Below are 23910 nucleotides of genomic sequence, written 5' to 3' on the forward strand. Positions count from 1 at the left end.
ACAGCAGGACTTTTAAAGGCAGGGGGCTGGTGCAAGGGCAGGGTAGCTGGAAATACTTACTTCACCGGCTTCAAGGAGCACATCCCTGTGCCTCTTCAGCCTGCGCAGCATCCATGCTGCTGTTACGTAAGCACACCAGCTACCATGCCCCTTGAGTTCATATCAGGGACAGGATCTTTTCTATGACTCGTCGTCTTCCACCATGGTCATCAGCGAGGTATTACCGCCCGAGGCCGTGGTATCAATACTGATGGTTTTCTCGGTGATTAACCGTTTAATCAACGTGTCGTAGTACTCGGCGCTGATTACCGGCAGTATTGCTCCCTGACGCTTAGCCAGTTGCTGGCTGAAGTAGCCAAGGCGTGATGAGCGCGCTGCTACCACCGCACCAGCTAAATGCGGGTGGGCCAGAATGGCCTGCAACTGATCCGGCCGGGCTACCTGGAATACGCCTTTGGCAACGCCGGTGGCTATAAACTTATCGCGAAACGCCTGGGCTTCTTCATAAAACAGCTCTGACGCCACGGTAATTACCGTGTTACCTGCGGCCAGGGCGGTGATAATCGACAGCGTCCAGAAATTAAACGAAGTGCTCTTATCGGCGTAGCACACCACACAGCCTCGTGGTTCATAGTGCAGGGTGTTTGACTCGCCCGTAGGACCTGGTAACACGATAGCTTTACGCATATGTTTTTCCAGCCGGTTCAGCTGGGCGCGGGCATCCGACAGGGTAGAGCCTAAATCGTCTGCCAGTTCATCAATAATATCAACGGTGGCAATTTTTGCCAGTAACTGCCGGACCACTGACACCCGGTCATTCAGTTTGGTGTTGCGCCATTTTTTCTCATCCCGCAGGGAGTTTTCCATCAGCTGCTGTACCTGGGCGTCGGCATCGGCGCTGTGGTGTAAATCCAGCTCGTCCGGGGTCAGGTTGGTCATCTGCACGTTTTCAGGTGAGGCTTGTTCTTTTACCAGGCGCAGCAGATAGTTCGGGCCACCCGCTTTAGGGCCGGTACCAGACAGGCCACGGCCACCAAATGGCTGGACACCAACAATAGCACCAATCATATTGCGGTTAACGTAAACGTTGCCGGCGCGCGACATTCTGGCCAGATATTCACAGCGTTCTTCAATCCGCGAGTGGATACCCATTGTTAAACCATAGCCTGTGCCATTAATTTGATCGATAACCTTGTCCAGATCTTTGGCGTTAAAGCGGATAATATGGACACAAGGGCCAAACACTTCGCGCTTTAGTACCGATAAGTCTTTAATTTCGTACAGGCGCGGCGCAAAGAAGTAAGCACCGTTCTTACTGTTATCCGGTATGCCGCACTGGTAATGCAGGGTGGCTTTGTCTTGCAGATACTCTACATGCTCTTCCAGGTTTTTCAGCGCTTTGGCATCAATAACCGGACCAATGTCGGTGCTTAACAGCGCCGGATCGCCAACGTGCATTTCTTCCAGCGCGCCTTTTAGCATAGTAATAATGCCATCTGCCACGTCTTCCTGAATAAACAGTACTCGCAAGGCTGAACAGCGCTGGCCGGCACTTTGGAAACCGGAGCTTATTACATCATCTACCACCTGCTCGGGCAGGGCGGTTGAGTCAACAATCATGCAATTCTGGCCACCGGTTTCGGCAATCAGCGGTACCTGAATATCATTACGGTTAGCCAGGGTCTGGGCAATCAGGGTGCCGGTGTCGGTTGATCCGGTAAACATCACCGCCTGAATGCGTGAGTCAGGCACTATGGTTTTACCCACGTCACTGCCTCGGGCGATAACGGCCTGCACCACGTGCTCAGGTAAACCGACAATGTGCATCAGCTCGATGGTACGCAGGGCAATTAAGCTGGTTTGTTCGGCTGGTTTGGCGATAACGGTATTGCCGGTAACAATAGCGGCAGCGACCTGGCCCAGGAAGATAGCCAATGGGAAATTCCATGGGCTGATACATAAAATTACCCCACGTGGCTCAAAGCGCTCGTCTTTAGCCAGCTCTTCGGCGCGGGCGGCGTAGTAACGGCAGAAATCGACTGCTTCACGCACTTCATCGATGCCGTCCTGGGCAACTTTACCGGCTTCTTTAATACAAATTGCCACCAGCTCGTCGTGGTGACGTTCTAAAATATCGGCAATCCGTCTCAGCAGATTAGCGCGCTGAGCAATCGGGGTTTGTGACCAGCTAGTGAAGGCTTCATCGGCATTACTAAGCAACTGCTGCATCTGCTCGGTGTTGTGCATAGTGACATGGCCAATAATCTCCTGATGATTAGCCGGGTTTTTAACGGCAACAGCACCTTCAGGCAGTTTATCTTCACTGGTTAAATGCTCTTCAAACCAGCGGTCGAGGTTAGCTTTAAACGGCATCAGACTATTAATGTCAGTTAAATCCATCCCGCGGGAGTTCGCCCGTTCTGCACCGTATAAATCTATCGGCATTTTAATCTGGGTATTATATTTGTTGCGCAGGCCCTGCAGCGTTTCTACCGGATCTGGCAGCAAGGTTTCCACCGGTTTGGTAGTATCGACAATAGCATTTACAAAAGAGGAGTTTGCGCCGTTTTCCAGCAGCCGGCGCACTAAATAGGCCAGTAGGTTTTCGTGCTCGCCAACCGGTGCATATACCCGGCACTGAATTTTCTCTTCAGTAACAATCTGATCAAACAGCGACTCGCCCATACCGTGCAGGCGCTGGAATTCAAAGCCGGTGTTATCGCCTTTGGCAACTTCTAAAATAGTCGCTGCAGTGTAAGCGTTATGCGTGGCAAACTGCGGGTACAATACATCGCGTGCTTCCAGCATTTTAATAGCACAAGCTTTGTAAGATACGTCGGTCGAGGCTTTGCGGGTAAAAACCGGGTAGTGGTCCAGGCCATCTTGCTGGGTGGTTTTGAGCTCGGTATCCCAGTAGGCGCCTTTAACCAGCCGCACCATAAGCTGGCGGCCAACTTTGCGGGCCAGCTGAGTCAGCCATTCAATCACAAAAATGGCGCGCTTTTGATACGCCTGCACGGCCAGACCAAAACCGGTCCAGTCGCCTAAATCCGGGTCGCTGAAAATGGCTTCAATAATATCCAGTGAGATATCCAGCCGGTCAGCTTCTTCGGCATCAACGGTGAAACCAATATCATATTTTTTGGCTACCAGAACTAACTCTTTTAACTTGGGCAGTAATTCGGTCATTACCCGTTCACGGTGGCTGAACTCATAACGCGGGTGAATAGCAGACAATTTAACGGAAATACCCGGGCTTTTAATTGGGCCACGGCCTTTGGCGGCCTTACCAATGGCATGAATAGCGGTTAAATAGCTCTGGTAGTAGCGATCGGCATCGGCCATGGTGCGGGCGCCTTCGCCCAGCATATCGTATGAGTACACATAGCCTTTTTTCTCGGTGTCAGCGGCGCGTTCAATGGCATCATCAATTGTGGTGCCCATCACAAACTGCTTGCCCATAATCTTCATGGCAAAATTAACCGATTTACGGATCACCGGTTCGCCGAGACGGCCCAGGGTTTTTTTCAGAATACCGAACTGCTCAGCTTTGCTTTGATCAGAGTAGTTAACCATTTTACCGGTAACTAACAGGCCCCAGGATGAAGCATTTACAAACAGAGATTCGCTGCTGCCTAAATGCGAGCTCCAGTCACCTTTGGCCAGCTTGTCGCGAATAAGCACATCCTGGGTTTTCTTATCCGGCACTCTGAGCAGCGCTTCGGCCAGGCACATCAGTACCACGCCTTCTTCGCTGGACAGCGAAAATTCATTCAGCAGTGCATCCACGCCACCCTGGCCATCCTGATCTTTGCGGATATTCAACACAATTTGCCGCGCTCGCTCCCATGCCCGGCTTCGCGCTTTCACTCCCACTTCGGCCAGCGGTAATAACATGTCAATAATCTGATTTTCATCTATCCGGTAGTAGTCACGGATTTTCTGTCTGATTGGACATTCGGTAGTTAAATCACCAGTAAATAACATAATTAACCCTTAACAAAATGGAGGCTGACCCTAAGTGCACTAGCCGATGAGGTGGTACGCAAGCAAGCGTGCATACTAATCAAAATGTAGCAGAATGTGCTGGCTTAATTGCGGCATTTTCCCCTAGTTTACAGGGCGCAACTGCAATTTAGCCATATAAAATGCTGCCGTTTCTGTCAAAATGCCAGCCGGCCAGCGTTGGCTATGGCTTGCGGACTGATCGGATTACAACAGACTACAGTAATAAGCCTGACAGTGTTATAGGCTGCAAGTTCAGGTAAACAAAGACTCTAAGGTTTGCAAATGCATAATTTTCGTCAATATTTCACCACAATTGCGCTTGGCAGCGGCTTATTGCTAAGTTGTTCGGTGCTGGCTCAGCAAGGTCAGCAAGCCAATTCCCAACAACCACCGCAGGGTTTTCTGTACGGGGTTGGTATCGGCGTTAATCAGGAAATTTACCACGGTTATAAACGTCGCACTATTCCACTGCCTTTGATTGGTTACCGCGGCGAAAAACTGTCGGTTTATGGTCCTTTTGTCAGTTATCAGTTGTTGCAGCAGGGTAATTTTAGTTTCAGTGCCAAACTAGCACCTAGGTTCGCCGGTTTTGATGAGTCTGACAGCAATGTTTTTGCTGGTATGGCGAAGCGCAAAAATTCGCTCGATGGTGGTTTTGGGGTGCAATGGCGTAAACAAGGTTGGCTGGTTGAAGCTGAAACCCTGCACGATTTACTGGGTAATTCAAAGGGGCAGGAGGCTAAGCTAGCTGTGGGTTATGGCTTGCGTTTTGGCCCGGTGCAGCTCGAACCTAAGGTAGGCGTAAGCCATTCAGACAGCAAGTTGGTCGACTACTACTATGGCGTGCGGCTCGAGGAAGCCACTGCCAGTCGCTCAGCCTACCGCGCGGGCTCTGCCGTAAACTATAATGCCGGTATATCGTTAAGCACCCCTGTTTTTTTTGGCGGCATGACGCGGCTCGGTATTGAACACCATTGGTACGACGACAGTATCAGCGATAGCCCGTTAACCGATCGTGATACTGGTGTCTCGGCATTCTTGTCATGGTCGCGGTTTTTTTAATCCCGGAGTGGTAATGCCCAGACATATTACAATTATTACCGACATTTTTGGACTCTGCAGCGGGGTCGAGCGCTTGTCGCAGGATTTAGCCGGTGAATACACCATAACCCTTATCGATCCTTACCAGCAGCAACCTCAGAGTTTTAGCAATGAGCAGCAGGCCTATGCAACGTATTGCCAAAGTTGCGGTCATGATCGTTATGTCAGCCAGGTTGTCAGTGCCATCCAGCAACCGGTTGAGTTAGCGATTGGTTTTAGCGCCGGTGCCAGCGCCCTGTGGCGGGCGTTATCTTCATCGGCTGCGGCCAACGTGAAACAAGCTGTGTTGTTTTATCCGGGGCAAATTTATCAGCATCTGCAACTGACACCTGATATACCGACGACGATAATATTTGGGGCCAGTGAGCCGCATTTTGAGGTCGATAGCATGCTACAGCTGTTATCAGATAAACCGACAGTCAGCGCGGTGAAAACCCCTTACAAACACGGCTTTATGAACCCTTCTTCAGAGGCTTTTAGCGAAGCAGGCTATCAGCATTATCTGAATACTTTAAAAGACAGAGTGGGCTTGCTGTTGCTTAATACTCCCACCAACACTGCTGCCACCACTCCAGAAATTCAGCAAAATCGATAAAACCATCATTATTTTTGTCGATAAGCTTAAAGCCTTCTTCAACATGGCTGGCTTTGGTTTTCGGTGCCAGCACGGTCAGTAGCTCAATAAATTCAGCAATATCAATCTGGCCATTGCCATCACGGTCAAAAAACTCGAAATCGTTTTTTATTTCCGCTATTCGCTGTTCGGTTAAGGTTTCTGTACTCACTTGCATTGCCTTGTTAATTAATAAACTCTGGCCCAGTGTACTTGGCACAGAAATGTCTGTCTATGCCAGTTACTTGTTGCTGGCCCGCCTGTGGCATGGGTCGATTAGGCGTTTTTATATCCGGCACTATACCGAGCTAAACCGGGCCGGAAACTATTTACTCCCGGTTATGTGAAACTTTAATTAGTCAGCTCGTCTGAAAGCTCCTGCATCAGTGGGTCTATTAGCCGGTAAACCCAGACTGTCTCACCATTTTGCAGAGTTACTTCCAGCCGCTCATAACGCACACCCAACCGCTCATATCTGTCCAGGGCTCTAAGCTCAGAGCCAGTTACGGTAATAACCAGGCCTTCGGTAACCGCGCCGGGTTCAGGCTTTATATCCAGCGCGTCTTGCTGATAGCCGGGTAGGGTGGCCGGCAAACCTGTGCCGGCGCGGCCCATCACCAGAGCGCGCACCCAGGGTCTTTTCAGAGTACCGTAAACAAAAACCGAATAGCTGGCATTATCATCAATCGCCGGCAATTCGACGCCTGGCTGATATCCAAACGGGCTGGCAAAAGTCAGCCACAGATAGCCGACTGTCAGAATCATCAAGGCTGACACAGTTAGCAGGGCGCGTTGTAAAATTTTTTTCATTGGTTGTCTTTGTTCATTATTTTGCTTTGTAAAACCCTGCCAGATCTTGTTGCCGGATACAATGCTTGCAAATTGCCGGGTATCACAGCCTTCATCTGTTTACTAAGTCTTAGTTTGTAAATTTGCCTGCTGCCAGCTATGTTTAAATACTTTCAATTTAGTATTTGCTTAACTTTGCAGGCATAGCAGCCATGGCTAATAACTCAGATCCACAGAAAATAATAGTAGTAACCGGTTGCAGTTCTGGCTTTGGTCGCCAGGTATCGGAGCAACTTGCCCGCCGTGGCGACCGGGTGTATGCCACTATGCGTGGTATCGGGGATAAAAACGCAGCTATTGCTAATGAGCTTAGGGCACTGGCAAAAGCAGAAAATCTGGATTTGCGGGTGCTGGAAATGGATGTTACTTCATCGCACTCAGTGGATGCGGCGGCAAAAACGGTGCTGGCCGAATCCGGCGCGCCTGATGTGGTTGTCAACAATGCCGGCCAGATGTATATCGGGTTCACCGAATCTTTTACTGCTGAAGAGTTAACCCGTCAGTTGGATATTAATGTGGTCGGTATACACCGGGTTAACCGGGCTTTTTTAACGGCGATGCGTAAGCAGGGCAAAGGGCTTTTTATCAACATTAGTTCAGTTGCCGGGCGCTTAAGCGCGCCTTTTTTCGGGGTGTATCATGCCAGTAAATGGGCAGTGGAAGGGTATAGCATGGCACTGCGCGGTGAACTGGCCAGTTCCGGCGTAGATGTGGTGCTGGTAGAGCCTGGTCCATTTACCACTTCACTGTTTACCAGTAGCCTGCGCCCGGAAGATGCTGATGCCAGAGTAGCGAGCTACCCTGTTGTTGCACAGCAAACCCTGGCGACTTTAGCGACTGCCTTTGAAGGTATACTAAATGACCCTGCAGCGCCTACCGACCCTGATTTAGTGGTGCAGCGGATAATAGCGCTGGCTGACATGCCTGCAGGCAGCCGGCCGTTTCGCAGTGTAGTCGGGCTTGATTTTGGCGTAACGGCCCATAACGCGGCAGCAGAACCGTTTGATGCCGCCGTGCTGGAAGCCTTTGGCATGACTACATTTGCCACCTTACAACCCAGTGAGCTGGAATAGGCAAACTTTGTTAGATTTAAGGAAAAACTATGGCTAAGCTCCTGGTGCTTTCCCGTTAGCCTGCGTACTTTACCGTAAATCCGCTAACCCCGCGCAATTAGTCCAGGATAAGTGAATGTATATTGGTATATTTTTAATCATTTGTGCAGCGGTTTTGATGTTTCGGGTTGCTCAATATGAAAAACGTCGAGGTTGGCTTTGGGGGAGTCTAACCGCCCTTATTATTCTGTTGCTTTCACAGGTCATTTTATCGACCTATCTGCCGTCACTCGTCGGGGTAATACTGGCATATATGATAATGATGGCAGCGAATATTTATCGGCCAGTAAATAAGGGGCCAATTTAATCACGCCACTGGAACTCTTAACTATGCGCGACACCTTAAGACAAAAAATTATTGCGGTATGTGATAAGAAAATCCTCGCCAAGGGCGAAACAGTAGGCGTGTCGTTTTATGCCTTTTTCGCCAATAAAAATGACGACCCTGAGCTACTGATGGAAGCGGCAAGCTGGTGGATTCAAACTCACCGCCTGGATCATTTTGAGAAAGCGCAGAAAATAAAACAGATGGTTATAGCAGGGCTGTAACCATCTTCTTTCAGGACCGTGACGCAGTTATTTTATTAATAGTCACTTTATTAATAGTTACTTCATTAACTGCTGGCTTAAAAAGGTGTACTCAAGCGCCGTTCTTTTGGCTGTTTCCTGCAGGTTCGCCGCCGCAGAGTGGCCGCCGTCAATGTTTTCATAGTATTCAAAATTGTGGCCATACTGCTCTAACATATAAGCCATTTTTCTGGCGTGGGCCGGATGCACCCGGTCATCTTTGGTGGACGTTACGAAGAATATGGCAGGGTACTCGCCCTTAGGATCAATATTGTGTAACGGTGATATTTTCTCAAGAAAAGCGCGCTCCTCCGGGATATCCGGGCTGCCATATTCGCCTACCCATGACGCGCCCGCCAGCAGGGTGTGATAACGCAACATATCAAGTAGCGGCACCTGACACACCACGGCATTCCATAAATCAGGCCGTTGGGTATACATAACGCCCATTAATAAGCCGCCATTTGAACCACCCATTACCCCCAGATGCTGTGGCGAGGTGATTTTTTTGGCAATAATATCTTCTGCTACCGCAATCATATCGTCGAAAATAACCTGACGCTTGGTTTTTAACCCCGCCTGATGCCAGGCCGGACCGTACTCACCACCACCGCGGATATTGGCCAGCACATAAACACCGCCCTGTTCCAGCCAGTTTTTACCCAGAATGCCGGAATAACTGGGCTTCATTGATACTTCAAAGCCACCGTAGGCATATTGCAGGGTGGGGTTGCTACCGTCGAGGGTGATGCCTTGTTTGTGCACCACAAAATACGGTATTTTTTCACCGTCAGTGGAACTGGCGAAATATTGCTGCACTTCCAAATCAGTGGCATCAAACCGGGCCGGTGTGGATTTAATCGCTACAATATCAGCGTTGCTGACATTGACCTGATACAGGGTGTCTTGCGAAACAAAATTTTCCTGATTAACAAAAATAATATCGCTGTCGTTATTCGCTGAAGAGACCGACATCGTGCTGTTATCCGGCAACGCCAGCTTGTTGTGCTGCCAGTTACCATCGAAGTCATACACATAGATATTGTTGACCACGTTTTCCAGCAGATTAAGCACCAGTTTGCTGGCGGTAATCGATACCCCATCCAGCGTGGCACGTTCATCCGGCTGATACACCAATTGCACGGCGCCAATGTTGTTATTCTGCAGCCAGTTTTGCATATCAAAAGACACTAAGTCGCCACTTTTAAAGGAGGTGGCACTGCCATCCGGGGTCCAGTCTTGTTTCAGGCTTAAAATGAGTTGCCCTTTAAAAATACCGTTGATACTCGAAGTGTCGGGGATCGGTAACTGAACCGGGTCGCCTTTTTCCGGTAACCAATAGTGCTCAGACTGGTAAAACGTAATGGCCCGCACCACCATATTTAACTGCTGATCCTGGTGTTTCAGCGCATAAGGAAATACGCCGACATCGGTTTTATTACCACTAAACACCGTTACGGCTTCATCCAGTGACTGGCCGCGTTGCAGTTGTTTAATAACATAGGGATAGCCGCTGTCAGTCAATGAGTCATCGCCCCAGTTGGTGCCAACATGCAGGCGGTCGGGGTTATTCCAGCTCAGGGCTGTTTTTGCTTCCGGCAGATAAAAACCCTTATCAACGAAAGTTTTGCTGGCGCGATCCCACTCGCGCATTTCTACTGCATCTTTGCCGCCATCAGATAGCGACACCATGCAAAGGTTATGATTGGTTTCTGCGCAGGTAGTTCCTTTAAACACCCAGTTTTTACCTTCAGCGGCAGACAGCGCATCAATATCCAGCAGGGTTTGCCATTGCGGTTGCGCTTTGCTGTATTCGGCCAGACTGGTTTGGCGTAACACACCTCTGACATGGTTTTCATCCTGCCAGAAGTTGTACACCATATCGTTGCGGTAGGTGCCATACGGGATTTTATCGGTGGCATTGACGATATTTAACGCGGCTTGTTGATACTGGCTAAAACGCGGGTCGCTGGTAAGTTTGTCCAGCGTGCGTTTATTCCAGGTGGTTACCTTGGCAAGGGCCTGTTCGCCTTCAACCTCCTCTAACCATAGCGGTGCGTCGCCAGTGCTTGCTGTCATGGGTGTCTGCATTTCTTGATTAGCCTGCTTTGCGGTATCTGCAGGGTTGCACGCACTTAGTAAAGCTAAGCTTGCAACCGTGACGATCATTGTTAGTTTCATGGTAGCCTCAGGGTTTTATTATTTTTATTACACTGTATTCAATATTTAGGGATTTAACGTATAGGGTTTTAATGTAAAGACAGGGGCGGCCAATGTAAACCAGATTATTGCCATGGGTTTACCAGGAATTGGTATCTTCAGCTTATATTTTCAGTACTTATTTTGACTACTTTTTTGAGTACTTACTTTTGAGTACTAATTTTGAGTACTAAGGTGTCGGCTACTTTATCCTGAATAGCTTGCCGGTTTGGATCCCAGTATATCTGAATAAAACCCAGCAGCCCGGTGGCAAAGCCTGCGCTGTAGCCACCCTGGCGACCAAATGCCTGCCACAGCGTAAGCGGTGTGTTATTTAGCTGCACCACTTTTATCGCCATACAGGCTTTGCCAAGCGTCTGGCCACCATTCCAGCTGACAAACAGGGTGAAATAAAACACTGCCCAGCCAAAACCAATGCCCAAATCAGTTAAAATGCCCTGCAGCCATTTAAGAACACTGTGATCGGATTCGGCTAACTTTTGCCACCAGGAGGAGTCTGCTTCGGACTGGGTGGTTGTTTCAATTAACTTATCGGTAGCCTGCTGCGCGGCTTGCTGGCGATGCTGTTTAATATTGCTCATCGCTTTGTTCAGCGCCACTGTTTGCTCTGCCGGTGTCAGTATTGAATCCTCAAGCAAGTCTGTAATCATGCTCTTAATTTCATCGTCGGTAAGCTTACTGCCACGTAACTGTTCGCTGATATTTTCTAACTGCTTATCAGCGCATTCGGCATTGCAGTCTGTGCTGGTAAGTGCAATGGCACTGGCGGTAATTAGTACACCTTCTTTAACGTTGTAGTCGCTGCGCTCGTCGGTTTCCCCCGGGATCAGTGGTAATAAAAACAACGATAACAGCGCGACGGCGATGACAATATTCCGGCGCCGGTTGTTATGTTGTAAATGGCAGCGATAAGCCAGATAAGCCGCGACAGGTAGCAGGAATAAGAAGCTACCGGAGGTAAGTAAAGCGATAAGCACACCATCCAGGGCTATTGCCACACCACGGCGCCAAGGCTTTGCCAGGGAGCGACCTACCAGGGCATTGGCTACCGTGAAATCGTGCGGGGTAACCACTTCGCGTACTTGCTTCGGTGAAAGCTGGTGGCCATTAAGGTCCACATATATTCCCGCAGACACTTCCGTAATACTGGCATTACCATCAAACTGGTGCAGACTCATAATAATGTTGCTCTGCCATTTAAAAAAGTCAATTTACGCTAAACCGGCCGGAAAGCTATTGTAATACGTTCGCCAGCATTTGGGGTGATAAAAAGACGACCCTTACGCAGTCAATGGCTTGGTTACAAACTGGCAGTTAAAACCCTGGCATACTGTCGTGGGCGAGGGCGCAGCGAACCCGGTAAAACGTTCAGCTTTCCAGATCACCGGATTCGCAGAATTGAAGAGGGCAGAGCACTTTCCTGCTTAAATCGCTCTGACCCCAGGCTGTTTCTGCCTCAGGTTCTGCTTTGCTACAACAGTTTGTAGACATCTTTTGTTACCTAATAATATTTTTTATTTCATATCATGCCTGCTAGTGTTATCAAGCGCTTAGCCCAAAACCCGTTGCGGCATAACGCCATGTATGGTTGTGATGTTCTTTGCAGCGTTAAGGAGTGGTGGTTGCCGGTTATTTTATCTATTAAAGCGGTTTTGGCTAAATTGCTACTGGCGATCACTATCATCGCGCTGGCGGTGATGGCGTACCGCTGGCTGCTGCTACCGGCTTTACAGTGGCTGTTTCAGCTTGATGAGCCAACTACCGCGCTGCTGCGCCGGGTGGGTATCTTACTGGTTATGTTATTGGCCTATGGTGTATATGTGCGCTATGGCGAAAAGCGGCCTGTTACCGAATTGCAATTTCCACTTACCAAGGTCGCGGTTGGCTTATTGGCTGGTGCTGGGATGATTGTCCTGGTGTCAGCACTTTTATTTGCTGGTGGTGTATACGAAGTAACCGCTTACCGTGGCTGGCAAAGCGGCGTAGCCGATATCGCCCTGGTAATTCTGGTGGCCGCTGTTATTGAAGAAATTGTTTTCCGGGCGGTGTTGTTTCAGGCACTGGAAAACCAGTGGGGCACAGTAACGGCACTCTGGCTGCAATCGCTGATTTTCTCCTTACTACATATCGCCAATATCGATGGCCAGATGGACCTGCAGGCGTTAATTATTACCGTAATATCCGGCACCCTAATTGGCGCGCTCTGGACAGTGATATATGTTTATGTGCGCAATATCTGGGTGGTGGCAGCGCATCATGCCGCCTGGAATTTTACCGTGGTGTTAACCGGGTTACCGTTATCCGGCCTGGACGACTGGCAAGCAATGGCGCCACTGCAAAGTGTCTATCACGGCCCAAACTGGCTTTCCGGCGGCGTGGTAGGGCCGGAAGATTCTGTTGTTACCATTGTGATGGTAATTATCTCAGTAGCCGCTTTACTGTGGTTGGCGAAAAAACAGCAGCGGTTTTATCCCTCAGCTGCGGTGCGCCTGGCGCAGGCTGCTGAAACAAAATCGGCGCGGGCATGCTGCCTGTAGTTTTTAAAAGGTAAGGCATGTTAGCCAAATCGGATACGGTGGCGCAATTGGAATTGCGCTAAAGGGGTATGACCGCAGTGTGTCAAAAGCGGAAATATCACTGGGCAATCAGCAAAGACCACTTTGCAGTTAATAGCGGTCTCTGCTTTACCTAATATCAAGTTTGTTCGACGATTTGTGCTTGCGTAACCATCTTAAACAATCTCGAACCTAAGCTGTGTCTCTACATTTCCCATAGCGAAAATTTAGATTCCGGCTTTAAATTATCTAACATTGGAGATTTGGAAGCACTTAGAACGATAAGCGCACTCCCACGTTAAACGTCGTGATTTTTCCGTACTCGTAGCCTGTGACCAGTGCGATGTTGGGAAGGAAATGCCAGCGTCCGTTCACACCGATCAGTACGTCGGATTCGAAGGGATCTGAACCGCTGGACGCGATACCACCGACCGCGGTGTAACGCGCATGGCCCTGAAGATGCAAAGTCGGAGTTGCTGCCCAGATAGCGCCAATCTGCGCACCGATGCCGCTATCGTCAGCGTCGACATCCAGATTGAAACCGTCAGCGCGCGCATCCTTGAACTCGAGCTGGTCAAGGCTTAGCCGACCGAAGTAAGCCAACGTTTCCGAGACAGGGTATTGGTAACCAACACCAATGCGCCAACGCTTCACGTCGTACTCACCTGCTACAGTGCTGGTACCGCTGCGTATTTCAAGTTCTTGGCCAAGTGATGCATACTCTCCAAAGAGGTGCATTTGATCTCTGAACTGCCACGCCCCGCCAATAAATTCACCGCCATCAGCATCGCTTTCAAGATCTAGTGGGACGCCCCCCGTAACCGCTCCGGATGTCTCAATGTCGTTGACAAAGCCGCCGACGATACCACCCTCGATGTAGGTAAAGCCGATATCTCCCGCACGCGCCATCGTCGGTCCAGCCAAAGATACCGCAATCACTGCCATGATTATTCTGTGTTGCTTCAACATTTGTGTACCCTCAATTCTGAAATATAGACGTGTTACTACGACTTACGTAAGCACGTAGATCAGCAACACCAGCGCCTAACGCCCTATTAATAGATAAAAACTGTACCCTAAAATTGAGCTAAGCGAAAAAGCCCTGAAGATAAAGCAGCTGGTTCAATCAGGTATGTAATTGTAAAAAGGCTTTCTTGTTATGTGGCACCTGCTGCAATATTACTTGTACGATATTTTGTACTGGTGTGGCCGTTGTGCTTGATGTCGCCGAATATGAGGCTATGCAGGAAAAGATTGAACTGCTGGAAGAGTTGCGAATAGCCGAAGCACAACTAACTTCAGGTGCTGGTGTTAGTAATAACGATGCAAGGGCGCAGGTTTTGGCGCGGCTTAACGCGTTAAAGTAATTACTTACACCAACTGCTTAGTCGCTACCAACACGCCATTATTATCGGCATAGACATACTGGCCAGGGATAAAATCTACCCCGGCAAACGTCACGGTCAGGTTAATATCGCCTAAATCGCGCTTGTCGGTTTTCATTGGGTGAATACCCAGTGCCTGCACGCCAAGTGGCGTTTGGCGGATGATGTCGATATCGCGAATACAGCCATTGATAATAATACCTTGCCAGCCGTTGGCTGCTGCTTGTTCGGCCAGCATATCACCCAGCAGGGCATGGCGTTTTGAACCGCCGCCATCTACCACCAGCACTTTGCCATGGCCATTGGTTGCTACCAGCTGCTTTACCTTGGAGTTATCTTCAAAGCATTTAACGGTAACAATTTCACCGCCAAAGCACGCTTTTGCGCCGTAGTTGGTGAAAATGGGTTCGGCGACGCGAATGCAGTCGGCATGGGCGTCGCATAAGTCGGGGAGGGTGAAGGCTGTCATGTTTACCACCGTTTTAAAATTTTTGCGTACGATATACCCAAACCTCTGACAGGGTAACAATACCTGGCTGATCACTAAAGAATTCGTCCATCAGGCGTTCGGCAATATGCTCAGCTTTGGCTAGCTCGCGCACGATAACTTCAATTTTCATAATGTGCAGGGCATCCATCAAGGACGCATGCTGCGCCGGATGCAAATGCAAGGCGCTGTTACCACCGGCTTCTAACACCGTATAGCCCTTTGCACCTTCTTCATCAAGCATGGCGATAATGTCTTCTTCAAGAATTTTTTCAGCCAAAATATTAACCTGGTAAGCACTGTGTTTCATTTAGACACTCCCGGGGTGTTGAAAAACCATTCTGCCAGCGCCGTAAAAAGCGGAATACAAATGGCAATAGCGACAGGGGTACCAATACTGGTCGATGAACCAATATACGCTGACGGGTTTGCTTTAGGAATACCGGCACGCAGGGTTGGCGGGCCGGAAATATCAGAACTGGATGCCGCCATTACAGCCAGTAATACAGTGCCGCCAGCGCTAAAACCGGTTAAGTAATGCGCGATAATGCCTAAACCAAACCCGACAAAACCATGCAGTATTGGTGCGACCGCGGCATACACGGCATACCAGTGGGCCACCCGGCGCAGTTCACTTAAACGCTGCCATGCTTCAATACCCATGATCAGCATCAGTATTGATAAAAAGCCACGAAATAGCGGCTCATAAAACGATGCAAATACCGGCTCTGGTTTGGTTAATAAACCCAAAAATAAGCCTAGCACCAAGGCCGATAAAGCCGAACCTTGTAAACTCTCAACGATAATGTCTTTAATTTTTACCGGCTTGCGCTCACTGTGCTTGGTAGCCGTGCCCGGAGTTGTCTGACTATCGGTTTTGGTTTTATCGCGTTCGCTGGCCAGGCGGCCCAATACAATAGCCAGTACCAGCGCCGGTATATCCATAAAAGGATAAAGTGCCGATACCCAGGCTTCATATTCCATGCCCACATCGTCAAGATGCAGCATTGCAGCGGCAAAAGTAGATGCAGATACCGCACCAAACAGCCCTGCGGTGGCAATGGCATCGGCTTCTTTGACACCGGGTAATTTTGCCAGGGTAAACTTGCCAATACCAACAATAGCAATACCCGCGACCATAGCTAAAAATGCGGGTAGCAGTAGCTCGGCCAAATTGGCATTGCGAATTTCCATGCCGCCTTGCAAGCCAATTTTTAGCAGTAACACAATGACAATAAACTTATAAACCTGCTCGGGAATGCTTAAGCGGCTGCCCATGGCGGCGATAAGCATACCGCCAAGCAAAAAACCTAAGGTGGGCTTTTGCAGGCTGGCAATAAAAAAATTTACAACGGTAAGTATCTGATCCATGGCAACCTCAGTTTTTAATCCGCGCAAGGGTATATCTAAAGCCTGAGATGCGCAAACTGGTCTGACACTCTATGGCGGCAGCTATAAAAATAGCCCCAAATGGAGCTATTATCCGGATAAGTGCCAATTTTGCAGCATAATCTGTTGGTTATACTTGCTGCATTACACTTGTAAGTAGTCCAGCATGCCTTCTGCAGCCTTACGGCCCTGGGCAATGGCGGTTACAACTAAGTCAGAGCCTAATACCATATCGCCACCGGCAAAAATTTTCTGCTGGTTGGTCTGCAGTGCGTAAGGGCTTTGCTCTGAGGCGATAACCCGGCCTTTGGTATCCAACTCTACACCCATATCAATTAACCATTGCGGTGGACTGGGCTGAAAACCAAACGCGATAATGACCGCGTCAGCCGCCAGTACCTGCTCTGAGCCGGCAATGGGCTCGGGGCTGCGCCGACCTTTAGCATCGGGGGCACCAAGCTCGGTGCTTACCACTTTTACGCCACACACCCGGCCTTCACTGTTAACCTCAATACCCAGCGGCTGCAGGTTAAATAAAAACTCAACTCCTTCCTCGCGGGCATTTTGTACTTCTTTACGCGAGCCGGGCATATTGGCTTCATCTCGCCGGTAGGCACAGCTTACTTTAGTAGCGCCCTGGCGAATGGACGTACGTAAACAGTCCATTGCGGTATCGCCACCACCCAGTACCACCACGGTTTTGTCTTTTAAGCTGACGAACGGATGTTCGGTTTGCCAGCCCATCAGGTTATTAATATTGCCGATTAAAAACGGCAATGCTTCATACACGCCTGGCGCATCTTCATTGACCAGGCCGCCTTTCATCGGGGTGTAAGTACCCAGGGCTAAAAACACCGCGTCGTATTCATCCAGCAGGCTGTCAAAGCTGACATCAACCCCGACATTGGTATTTAACCGAAACTCAATACCCATGCTTTCAAAAATGTCGCGCCGGCGGCTGAGTACTTCTTTTTCCAGCTTAAAAGGCGGAATACCGAAGGTGAGCAGGCCGCCAATTTCCGGATAGCGGTCGAACACCACCGGTGATACGCCATTACGCACCAGTACATCGGCACAGGCTAAGCCGGCCGGGCCGGCGCCGATTACCGCTACCCGGCGGTCGGTTTTTATTACCGCCGATAAATCGGGTCGCCAGCCCATTTCAAAGGCTTTGTCATTAATATACTTTTCAATACTGCCGATGGTTACCGCGCCAAAACCTTCATCCAGGGTGCAGGCGCCTTCGCACAACCGGTCTTGCGGGCAGACCCGGCCGCATACTTCTGGCAGGCTGTTGGTTTTATGCGACAGCTCGGCTGCTTCAATAATTTTGCCTTCGTTAGCCAGCTTTAACCACTGTGGAATATAGTTGTGCACCGGGCACTTCCATTCACAGTATGGATTGCCGCAATCGAGGCAACGGTCGGCCTGGCCTTCCACCTGGGTGTTGGTCATCGGCTGATAAATTTCCACGAACTCTATAGTGCGTTCGCTGTGTGAGCGTTTTGGCGGATCAATCCGTTTGACGTCAATAAACTGATATACATTCTGTGCCATAACGTTTCCTTTGCCCTTACATCGCCTGAACCCGCAGCTCGGCAGAAGAGCGAGCGCGGTGTCCCAGCAAGGTATTTACATCGCTGGTTTTTGGTTTAACCAGCTTAAATTTGCTTAAGTAATTATTGAAATCAGACAGGATGCGCTGAGCTTTGTCGCTGCCGGTTTCCTCTACGTGTTGATGCAACAGGCTGCGCAAGTGCTCTTGCAATATTGGCGTGCTGACGTCCAGCGCTTCTACCAGCTCCGGGTTTAAGCGCAGCTCTAAGTCATCCTGCTCGTCCAGTAAATAGGCAAAGCCACCGGTCATACCGGCACCAAAATTAACCCCGGTGCCGCCAAGCACAACCACTACGCCGCCGGTCATATATTCACAGCAGTTATCGCCGGTGCCTTCTACCACCGCCAACGCGCCGGAGTTACGCACCGCAAAACGTTCACCGGCCTGGCCGGCTGCATAAAAACGACCGCCGGTGGCGCCGTATAAGCAGGTATTGCCGGCAATGGCGAAGCCGTTTTTGGCAAAACTGGCGCCTTTCGCCGGAAAAATAGCGATCTGACCGCCGGTCATGCCTTTACCAACATAGTCATTGGCGTCGCCTTGCAGGGCTAAGTGCAGGCCGCCGGCATTCCACACCCCAAAGCTCTGGCCGGCGGTGCCGGTAAAGCGTAAGCGGATAGGATCGGTGGCCATACCCTGATTGCCATGCTTGCGGGCAATAAAGCCCGACAGCGCGGCGCCAACCGAACGGTCGGTATTGCGGATAGGCAGGCTTAACTGGCCACCAGTTTTGTTAATCACCATTTGCTCGCAGCGCTGCAGCAACAGCTGATTAAGGGCGCCGGGGTCAAATGGCGTGTTGTTTTTAACGCAGTGCAGTGGTTTGTCAGATGTCACACCGCTGGCCTGTAATATTGGGGTCAGATCCAGCCTTGCTTGTTTCTGGGTTTCGCTGGCTTTGGCGTTAAGTAAATCGGTGCGGCCAATTAACTGGGTAAGCTCAGTAACGCCAAGTTCTGCCATCAGCTCGCGCACTTCACGGGCCAGAAATTTAAAGTAGTTCATTACCATTTCCGGCAGGCCGGTAAAGTGGTCGCGGCGCAGGGTTTCATCTTGAGTCGCTACCCCGGTCGCGCAGTTATTTAAATGGCAGATCCGCAGGAATTTACAGCCCAGCGCCACCATCGGGCCGGTACCAAAACCAAAACTCTCGGCGCCTAAAATGGCTGCTTTTACCACGTCGAGGCCGGTTTTTAAGCCGCCATCTACCTGTAACCTAACCCTGTCGCGCAGGCCGTTTTCTACCAGTGCCTGGTGTACTTCTGCCAGGCCCAGCTCCCACGGGCTGCCGGCATATTTAACCGAAGTAAGCGGGCTGGCGCCGGTGCCGCCATCGTAGCCCGATACGGTAATTAAATCGGCATAGGCTTTGGCTACGCCGGTGGCGATAGTGCCGATGCCAGGCTCAGAAACCAGTTTTACCGAGATCAGCGCCTCTGGATTAACCTGTTTTAAATCGAAAATCAGCTGGGCTAAATCTTCAATCGAGTAAATGTCATGATGCGGCGGTGGCGATATTAACGTAACACCCGGCACCGAGTAACGCAGCCGGGCAATTTCTGCGGTAACTTTTTCACCGGGCAGCTGGCCGCCTTCACCGGGCTTGGCGCCCTGAGCGACTTTTATCTGAATAACCTCAGCATTAACTAAGTAATGTGGTGTTACCCCAAAGCGGCCAGAAGCAACCTGTTTAATTTTCGAGTTTTTCTCGGTACCAAAACGGCGTGGATCTTCACCGCCTTCACCGGAGTTCGAGCGCCCGCCTAAGCGGTTCATCGCAATTGCCAGTGCTTCGTGGGCTTCCGGGCTTAACGCACCAATCGACATTGCTGCGCTGTCAAAGCGCGGGTATAAATTTTCCGCCGCTTCTACTTCAGCAAGTGCCACGCCGTCAGTGTCGGTGGCCAGCTGCAGTAAGTCGCGCAAATGGGCGACCGGCCGCTGGTTAACATGGTTACTGTAAACCAGATAGTCCTCATATTTGCCCGAGCGCACCGCTTTTTGCAGGCTGGTCACTACGTCAGGGTTATAGGCATGGTACTCGCCATCGTGCACGTATTTTAATAAACCACCATGGTTCATTGGTTTGCGTTTTAACCAGGCAATATTAGCCAGTTGCTGGACGTCTTGCTCAAAGTCGATAAAACTGGCACCGCCAATCCGGGAGGGTAAATCGGCAAAGCACAGCTGCATTACATCCTTATTAATGCCGACCGCTTCAAACAGGTTAGAGCAGCGGTAACTGGCGACAGTCGAGATGCCCATTTTCGACATAATCTTAAACAGGCCTTTATTAATGCCCTTGCGGTAATTCAGCACCGCCTGACGGGCACTTAAGTTAATGGTGCCTTTTTCAACCAGTTGCTCGACGGTTTCATAGGCCAGAAACGGGTAAATACCGGTGGCGCCCAGGCCAATTAACACGGCAAAATGATGCGAATCGCGGGCACTGGCGGTTTCGATAATAATGTTTGAGTCACAGCGCAGCTGTGCGTTAACCAGCGCCATTTGCACTGCACCCACTGCCATGGCGGCCGGGATAGGAATAAGGCCTTGCTCGATGCGCCGGTCTGTCAGGATCACCAGTACCACGTTATCATCGCGCACCGCGCTGACCACCTTGTCGCAGAGACTACGGGTCGCCTGCTCTAAATTTTGCTGCTGTAGGTCAAAATTTAACGAGAATACCTGGTTTTTATAGTATTTTTCATCCGCCTGCCGTAGTTGTTTTAAGTCAGAGTACATCATTACCGGCGATTCAAACTGAATACGGCGGGCGTAGCCGGCAGTTTCTTTAAATACGTTATGCTCGCGACCGATACTGGTGGCCAGTGACATTACGTGTGACTCGCGCAGCGGATCGATAGGCGGGTTAGTCACCTGAGCAAATTGCTGGCGGAAATAATCAAATAAGTTGCGCGGTTTGCGCGATAACACCGCCATTGGCGTATCGTCACCCATTGAGCCGACTGCCTCCTGGCCATCTTTGGCCAGTACCGTCATTACCTGCTCAATTTCTTCATAGCTGTAATTAAACAGTTTGTGATACACCTGCATGGTGTCGTCATCGAACACTCTTTTGCCAATCAGGTCGGTTTCGTATTTTTCATAAGGCACCAGCCGCTGGACGTTATCGTTGAGCCAGCTGCGGTAGGTATGGCGGGCCATTAAATCGGTGTCGATTTCATCCGAGCGCCAGATCTGGCCGGTAGTGGTATCTATTGCCAGCATTTCACCGGGGCCAACCCGGCCTTTTTCGACCACTTCATCCGGTGTGTAGTCCCAGATGCCAACTTCTGATGCCAGAGTGATTAATTTATCGCGGGTAATTACAAAACGGGCAGGGCGCAGGCCGTTGCGATCCAGATTACAGGCGACATGCTGACCGTTAGTCATTACGATGCCGGCCGGGCCGTCCCACGGCTCCATATGCATGGAATTAAATTCATAGAACGCTTTTAAATTGTCGTCCATTACCCGGTTGCCCTGCCAGGCAGGTGGCACCAGTAACCGCATAGCGCGGAATAAATCCATGCCGCCGGCTAACAGTAGCTCAAGCTGGTTGTCCAGCGAGCTGGAATCAGAGCCGGTCTGGCCAACAAAGGGTGCTGCGTCCTGTAAATCGGGTAATAGCGGCGAGGCAAATTTGTACTGGCGGGCACGGGCCCATTGCCGGTTACCGGTAATAGTATTAATTTCACCATTGTGTGCCAGATAACGAAACGGCTGGGCCAATGGCCAGCGTGGCATGGTATTGGTTGAGAAACGTTGATGAAATACACAAATGGCGGTTTCCATCCGGATGTCGGCCAAATCGGTGTAGTAACGCGGTAAGTCGGCCGGCATCATCAGGCCTTTAAATACCGTTACCAGCGACGAGAAGCTGGGAATATAAAAATCCGGGTCGGCGCTCAGCTGCTGTTCTACCCGGCGGCGCACCATATAAAGCCGGCGTTCTAAATCGTGGTCACCCCAGCCATGCGGCGCATTAACAATAACCTGTTCAATTTGCGGCATTGATTCCAGTGCCAGCGGGCCTAACACGCTGCTGTCAGTTGGCACTGTACGCCAGGTCACCAGAGTTAAGGTTTCGCGCGCGATCTCTTTATTAATGATCGCTTTGGCTTCAGCTGCTTTAACCGGATCCTGGCTGAGGAATATCATACCCACGCCATATTTTTTTGCCAGATTCCAGCCATTTTCCTCAGCAATCGCCCGGAAGAAACTGTCTGGTTTTTGCATTAATAAGCCGCAGCCATCGCCGGTTTTACCGTCGGCTGAAATACCGCCGCGATGTTGCATCCGATCTAACCCATTAATGGCGGTTCTGACAATCCGATGGCTGGCTGCACCTTCAATGTGTGCTATCAGGCCAAAGCCACAATTTTCCCGCGCCTGACTGTGATGATACAACGCCATGACTTACCTCCAAACTTGCCTTGAAAACGTATAATTATTTATAAAATATGAATTATTATTCTTTTTATGTGGTTTTTTGTAACTGAAAGAAAATAACGAGTATGCTTTCAGTGGTCAATGCGCTGTAGTGTATTTGCTCTAACTTGTTTGGCCGTCTAAATCGACCAAGCTGAACAGGTATACTAAGAAAAAGCCGAAAAAGCAAGTGGAGTTTATCCGTCTGGCCGTCTGTTTGAAGCTGAATGTAGTGGTCTGAAAATGAAAATAAATTACATGAATTGGCGATATTTCCGCCATCAATACCGGTTTGGCATAAAAAAAAGCTGCAGAAGCAGCTTTTCAGGGGGAAGGTTAACAATGGTTTTGCATATATTTATGCTAAAAGGTTTGGTTGAGCAAACTATCGCTCAAACATACCTTTTACGGTAGCGTTACCGTTTGCGACCAGTTGTTTGCCCTTCGCAAAAACCTGGTTTATGGCCAAATCGTCACGATTTATCAATACCAGATCGGCGTCCAATCCGCTGGCCAGCCGGCCTTTTTGCTTCAGTCCTAACACTGCTGCCGGCGACTGGGTTATAGCGCAGATGGCATCACTAATGCTGACCTTGTGGCTTAATATGGCATCACGTGCCGACTGATACAGTGTACTTACTTGGCCAACTTGCAGCCCCAGCAACTCTCCATTGTCATTATAAATGGGCAGGCTGGCATTACCATCAGAGCTTAGGGTAAGTTGCAGCGGGTTAATTCCGGCCTGCAGCGCCTCAGCTAAAGCTGCCGCAGCGGCAACTTCGCCATGTTTTAGATCGTACTCTGTGGTACTGGTGGTGAAGTCAATAACGCCGCCTTTCTTAGCGAACTCAAGGCCTGCCTCGAAAACCCTGCGGTTACGGTTCATATGGGTCGGGTAAAACTGCTTTAAGGTTAATTCTGTGCCGGAAACAGCCTGATAGATCGGTTGCAAGATACGTTCGCCAGCGCCCATGTGGACGCTGACGACACCACTCTTGCCTGCCAAAATACCACCCACTCTGGCGGCGGCCGCGACCTTACGGATTTCATCAATAGTAGGCTGTGATGAGCGATGATCGCTTATCGCAATTTCACCTACACCAATAAACTTATCAATTAAGATTAAATCATCAGTAATACTGCCGGTTAAAGTACGGCAGGGAATTTCATAAGAGCCGGTATGACAGTAAGTGGTGATGCCTTCACTTTCTAATGCATGTGCTTTGGCCAGCAGGTTGGTTAACGTTCGGGTGGTTGCATCGGTTCCCAGCACGCCTATGGCAGTGGTAACACCACCTAAGGTGGCATCGGTCAGTTGCATTTCCGGCGTGCGAGTCGCAAAACCGCCTTCGCCGCCACCGCCAATAAAGTGTACCAGTGAGTCAACAAAACCTGGTGTCAGGTAATAGTCACTGCCGTCGATAACCGTAACCGGTAAATTACTGCCAGCCAGATTAAAGTCTTTACCGATGGCCGCTATACTACCACCGGCTATCACTACGTCCATTTTGCCGAGTGACTGTGGCGCAAACAGCTCGGCATTTTTTATAAGTATAATTGAATTCAAAATAT

General features: G+C 49.9%; 19 protein-coding genes. 7 read left to right on the plus strand and 12 right to left on the minus strand.

All coding sequences use genetic code 11. The annotated features are described in order from the left end of the window. Positions 1–180: 180 nt before the first annotated feature. Positions 181–3987 (minus strand): bifunctional proline dehydrogenase/L-glutamate gamma-semialdehyde dehydrogenase PutA, encoded by a 3807-nt coding sequence (putA, locus tag H141_RS0112740; protein WP_019676663.1) that lies wholly within the window; start codon positions 3985–3987, stop codon positions 181–183. A gap of 303 nt (positions 3988–4290) precedes the next feature. On the opposite strand from putA, the gene H141_RS0112750 reads away from it, so the two are divergent. Continuing rightward, positions 4291–5070 carry a MipA/OmpV family protein gene (locus tag H141_RS0112750; protein ID WP_019676665.1) on the plus strand — a complete coding sequence of 260 codons (780 nt, stop codon included), beginning with the start codon at positions 4291–4293 and terminating at the stop codon, positions 5068–5070. Positions 5071–5083: 13 nt separating this feature from the next. Further along, positions 5084–5704 (plus strand): dienelactone hydrolase family protein, encoded by a 621-nt coding sequence (locus H141_RS0112755; protein ID WP_019676666.1) that lies wholly within the window; start codon positions 5084–5086, stop codon positions 5702–5704. Here H141_RS0112755 and H141_RS0112760 read toward each other — a convergent pair. Together H141_RS0112760 and H141_RS0112765 are read right to left on the minus strand one after the other, a co-directional pair. Next, positions 5649–5900, minus strand: a complete 252-nt coding sequence (locus tag H141_RS0112760) for an EF-hand domain-containing protein (protein ID WP_033425529.1) — start codon at positions 5898–5900, stop codon at positions 5649–5651. The genes H141_RS0112755 and H141_RS0112760 overlap by 56 nt on opposite strands. A 173-nt stretch (positions 5901–6073) precedes the next feature. After that, complete coding sequence (locus H141_RS0112765) at positions 6074–6532, minus strand: gamma-glutamylcyclotransferase family protein (RefSeq protein WP_019676668.1); 459 nt, start codon at positions 6530–6532, stop codon at positions 6074–6076. A gap of 191 nt (positions 6533–6723) precedes the next feature. Here H141_RS0112765 and H141_RS0112770 point away from each other — a divergent pair, with 191 nt between their 5' ends. From H141_RS0112770 to H141_RS0112780, 3 genes are all read left to right on the plus strand, one after another. Next, entirely contained in the window at positions 6724–7644 is a 921-nt protein-coding gene (locus H141_RS0112770) for an SDR family oxidoreductase (protein ID WP_019676669.1), read from the plus strand. Positions 7645–7759: 115 nt separating this feature from the next. Continuing rightward, positions 7760–7990, plus strand: a complete 231-nt coding sequence (locus tag H141_RS0112775) for a hypothetical protein (RefSeq protein ID WP_019676670.1) — start codon at positions 7760–7762, stop codon at positions 7988–7990. Positions 7991–8013: 23 nt separating this feature from the next. Continuing rightward, positions 8014–8232, plus strand: a complete 219-nt coding sequence (locus H141_RS0112780) for a DUF6500 family protein (protein ID WP_019676671.1) — start codon at positions 8014–8016, stop codon at positions 8230–8232. Between the two features lie 57 nt (positions 8233–8289). On the opposite strand, the gene H141_RS0112785 is transcribed toward H141_RS0112780, so the two are convergent. After that, entirely contained in the window at positions 8290–10431 is a 2142-nt protein-coding gene (locus tag H141_RS0112785; RefSeq protein WP_019676672.1) for a prolyl oligopeptidase family serine peptidase, read from the minus strand. A gap of 182 nt (positions 10432–10613) precedes the next feature. Beyond that, the gene (locus H141_RS20965; RefSeq protein WP_019676673.1) at positions 10614–11648 is read right to left on the minus strand and encodes an RDD family protein; all 1035 of its coding nucleotides are present in this window, start codon (positions 11646–11648) and stop codon (positions 10614–10616) included. 444 nt (positions 11649–12092) lie between these two features. On the opposite strand from H141_RS20965, the gene H141_RS0112795 reads away from it, so the two are divergent. After that, positions 12093–13007 (plus strand): CPBP family intramembrane glutamic endopeptidase, encoded by a 915-nt coding sequence (locus H141_RS0112795; RefSeq protein WP_019676674.1) that lies wholly within the window; start codon positions 12093–12095, stop codon positions 13005–13007. A gap of 291 nt (positions 13008–13298) precedes the next feature. On the opposite strand, the gene H141_RS0112800 is transcribed toward H141_RS0112795, so the two are convergent. After that, positions 13299–13970, minus strand: coding sequence for a hypothetical protein (locus tag H141_RS0112800; protein ID WP_240473125.1), 672 nt, complete (start codon positions 13968–13970; stop codon positions 13299–13301). 269 nt (positions 13971–14239) lie between these two features. Here H141_RS0112800 and H141_RS20250 point away from each other — a divergent pair, with 269 nt between their 5' ends. Continuing rightward, positions 14240–14392 (plus strand): hypothetical protein, encoded by a 153-nt coding sequence (locus tag H141_RS20250; protein ID WP_476726724.1) that lies wholly within the window; start codon positions 14240–14242, stop codon positions 14390–14392. A gap of 4 nt (positions 14393–14396) precedes the next feature. Here H141_RS20250 and H141_RS0112810 read toward each other — a convergent pair whose 3' ends face one another. The 6 genes from H141_RS0112810 to iadA all read right to left on the minus strand — a co-directional run bounded on the left by H141_RS0112810 (position 14397) and on the right by iadA (position 23905). Further along, a complete protein-coding gene (locus H141_RS0112810; RefSeq protein WP_019676677.1) occupies positions 14397–14879 on the minus strand; it encodes a putative 4-hydroxy-4-methyl-2-oxoglutarate aldolase in 483 nt (160 codons plus the stop codon). A 13-nt stretch (positions 14880–14892) separates the two neighbouring features. Next, a complete protein-coding gene (locus tag H141_RS0112815) occupies positions 14893–15207 on the minus strand; it encodes a P-II family nitrogen regulator (RefSeq protein ID WP_019676678.1) in 315 nt (104 codons plus the stop codon). Further along, a complete protein-coding gene (locus H141_RS0112820) occupies positions 15204–16268 on the minus strand; it encodes a sodium-dependent bicarbonate transport family permease (RefSeq protein WP_026349442.1) in 1065 nt (354 codons plus the stop codon). The genes H141_RS0112815 and H141_RS0112820 overlap by 4 nt, the downstream gene beginning before the upstream one ends. Before the next feature lie 162 nt (positions 16269–16430). Then, positions 16431–17843: an FAD-dependent oxidoreductase gene (locus H141_RS0112825; RefSeq protein ID WP_019676680.1), complete on the minus strand. Its 1413-nt coding sequence runs from the start codon at positions 17841–17843 to the stop codon at positions 16431–16433. A gap of 16 nt (positions 17844–17859) precedes the next feature. Further along, entirely contained in the window at positions 17860–22323 is a 4464-nt protein-coding gene (gene gltB / locus H141_RS0112830; protein ID WP_019676681.1) for a glutamate synthase large subunit, read from the minus strand. Between the two features lie 400 nt (positions 22324–22723). Next, complete coding sequence (iadA, locus tag H141_RS0112835; RefSeq protein WP_019676682.1) at positions 22724–23905, minus strand: beta-aspartyl-peptidase; 1182 nt, start codon at positions 23903–23905, stop codon at positions 22724–22726. Positions 23906–23910 lie beyond the last annotated feature (5 nt).

Origin of the sequence: Arsukibacterium perlucidum DSM 18276 (genome assembly GCF_000382165.1) — a bacterium.
Taxonomy (GTDB): domain Bacteria; phylum Pseudomonadota; class Gammaproteobacteria; order Enterobacterales; family Alteromonadaceae; genus Alishewanella; species Alishewanella perlucidum.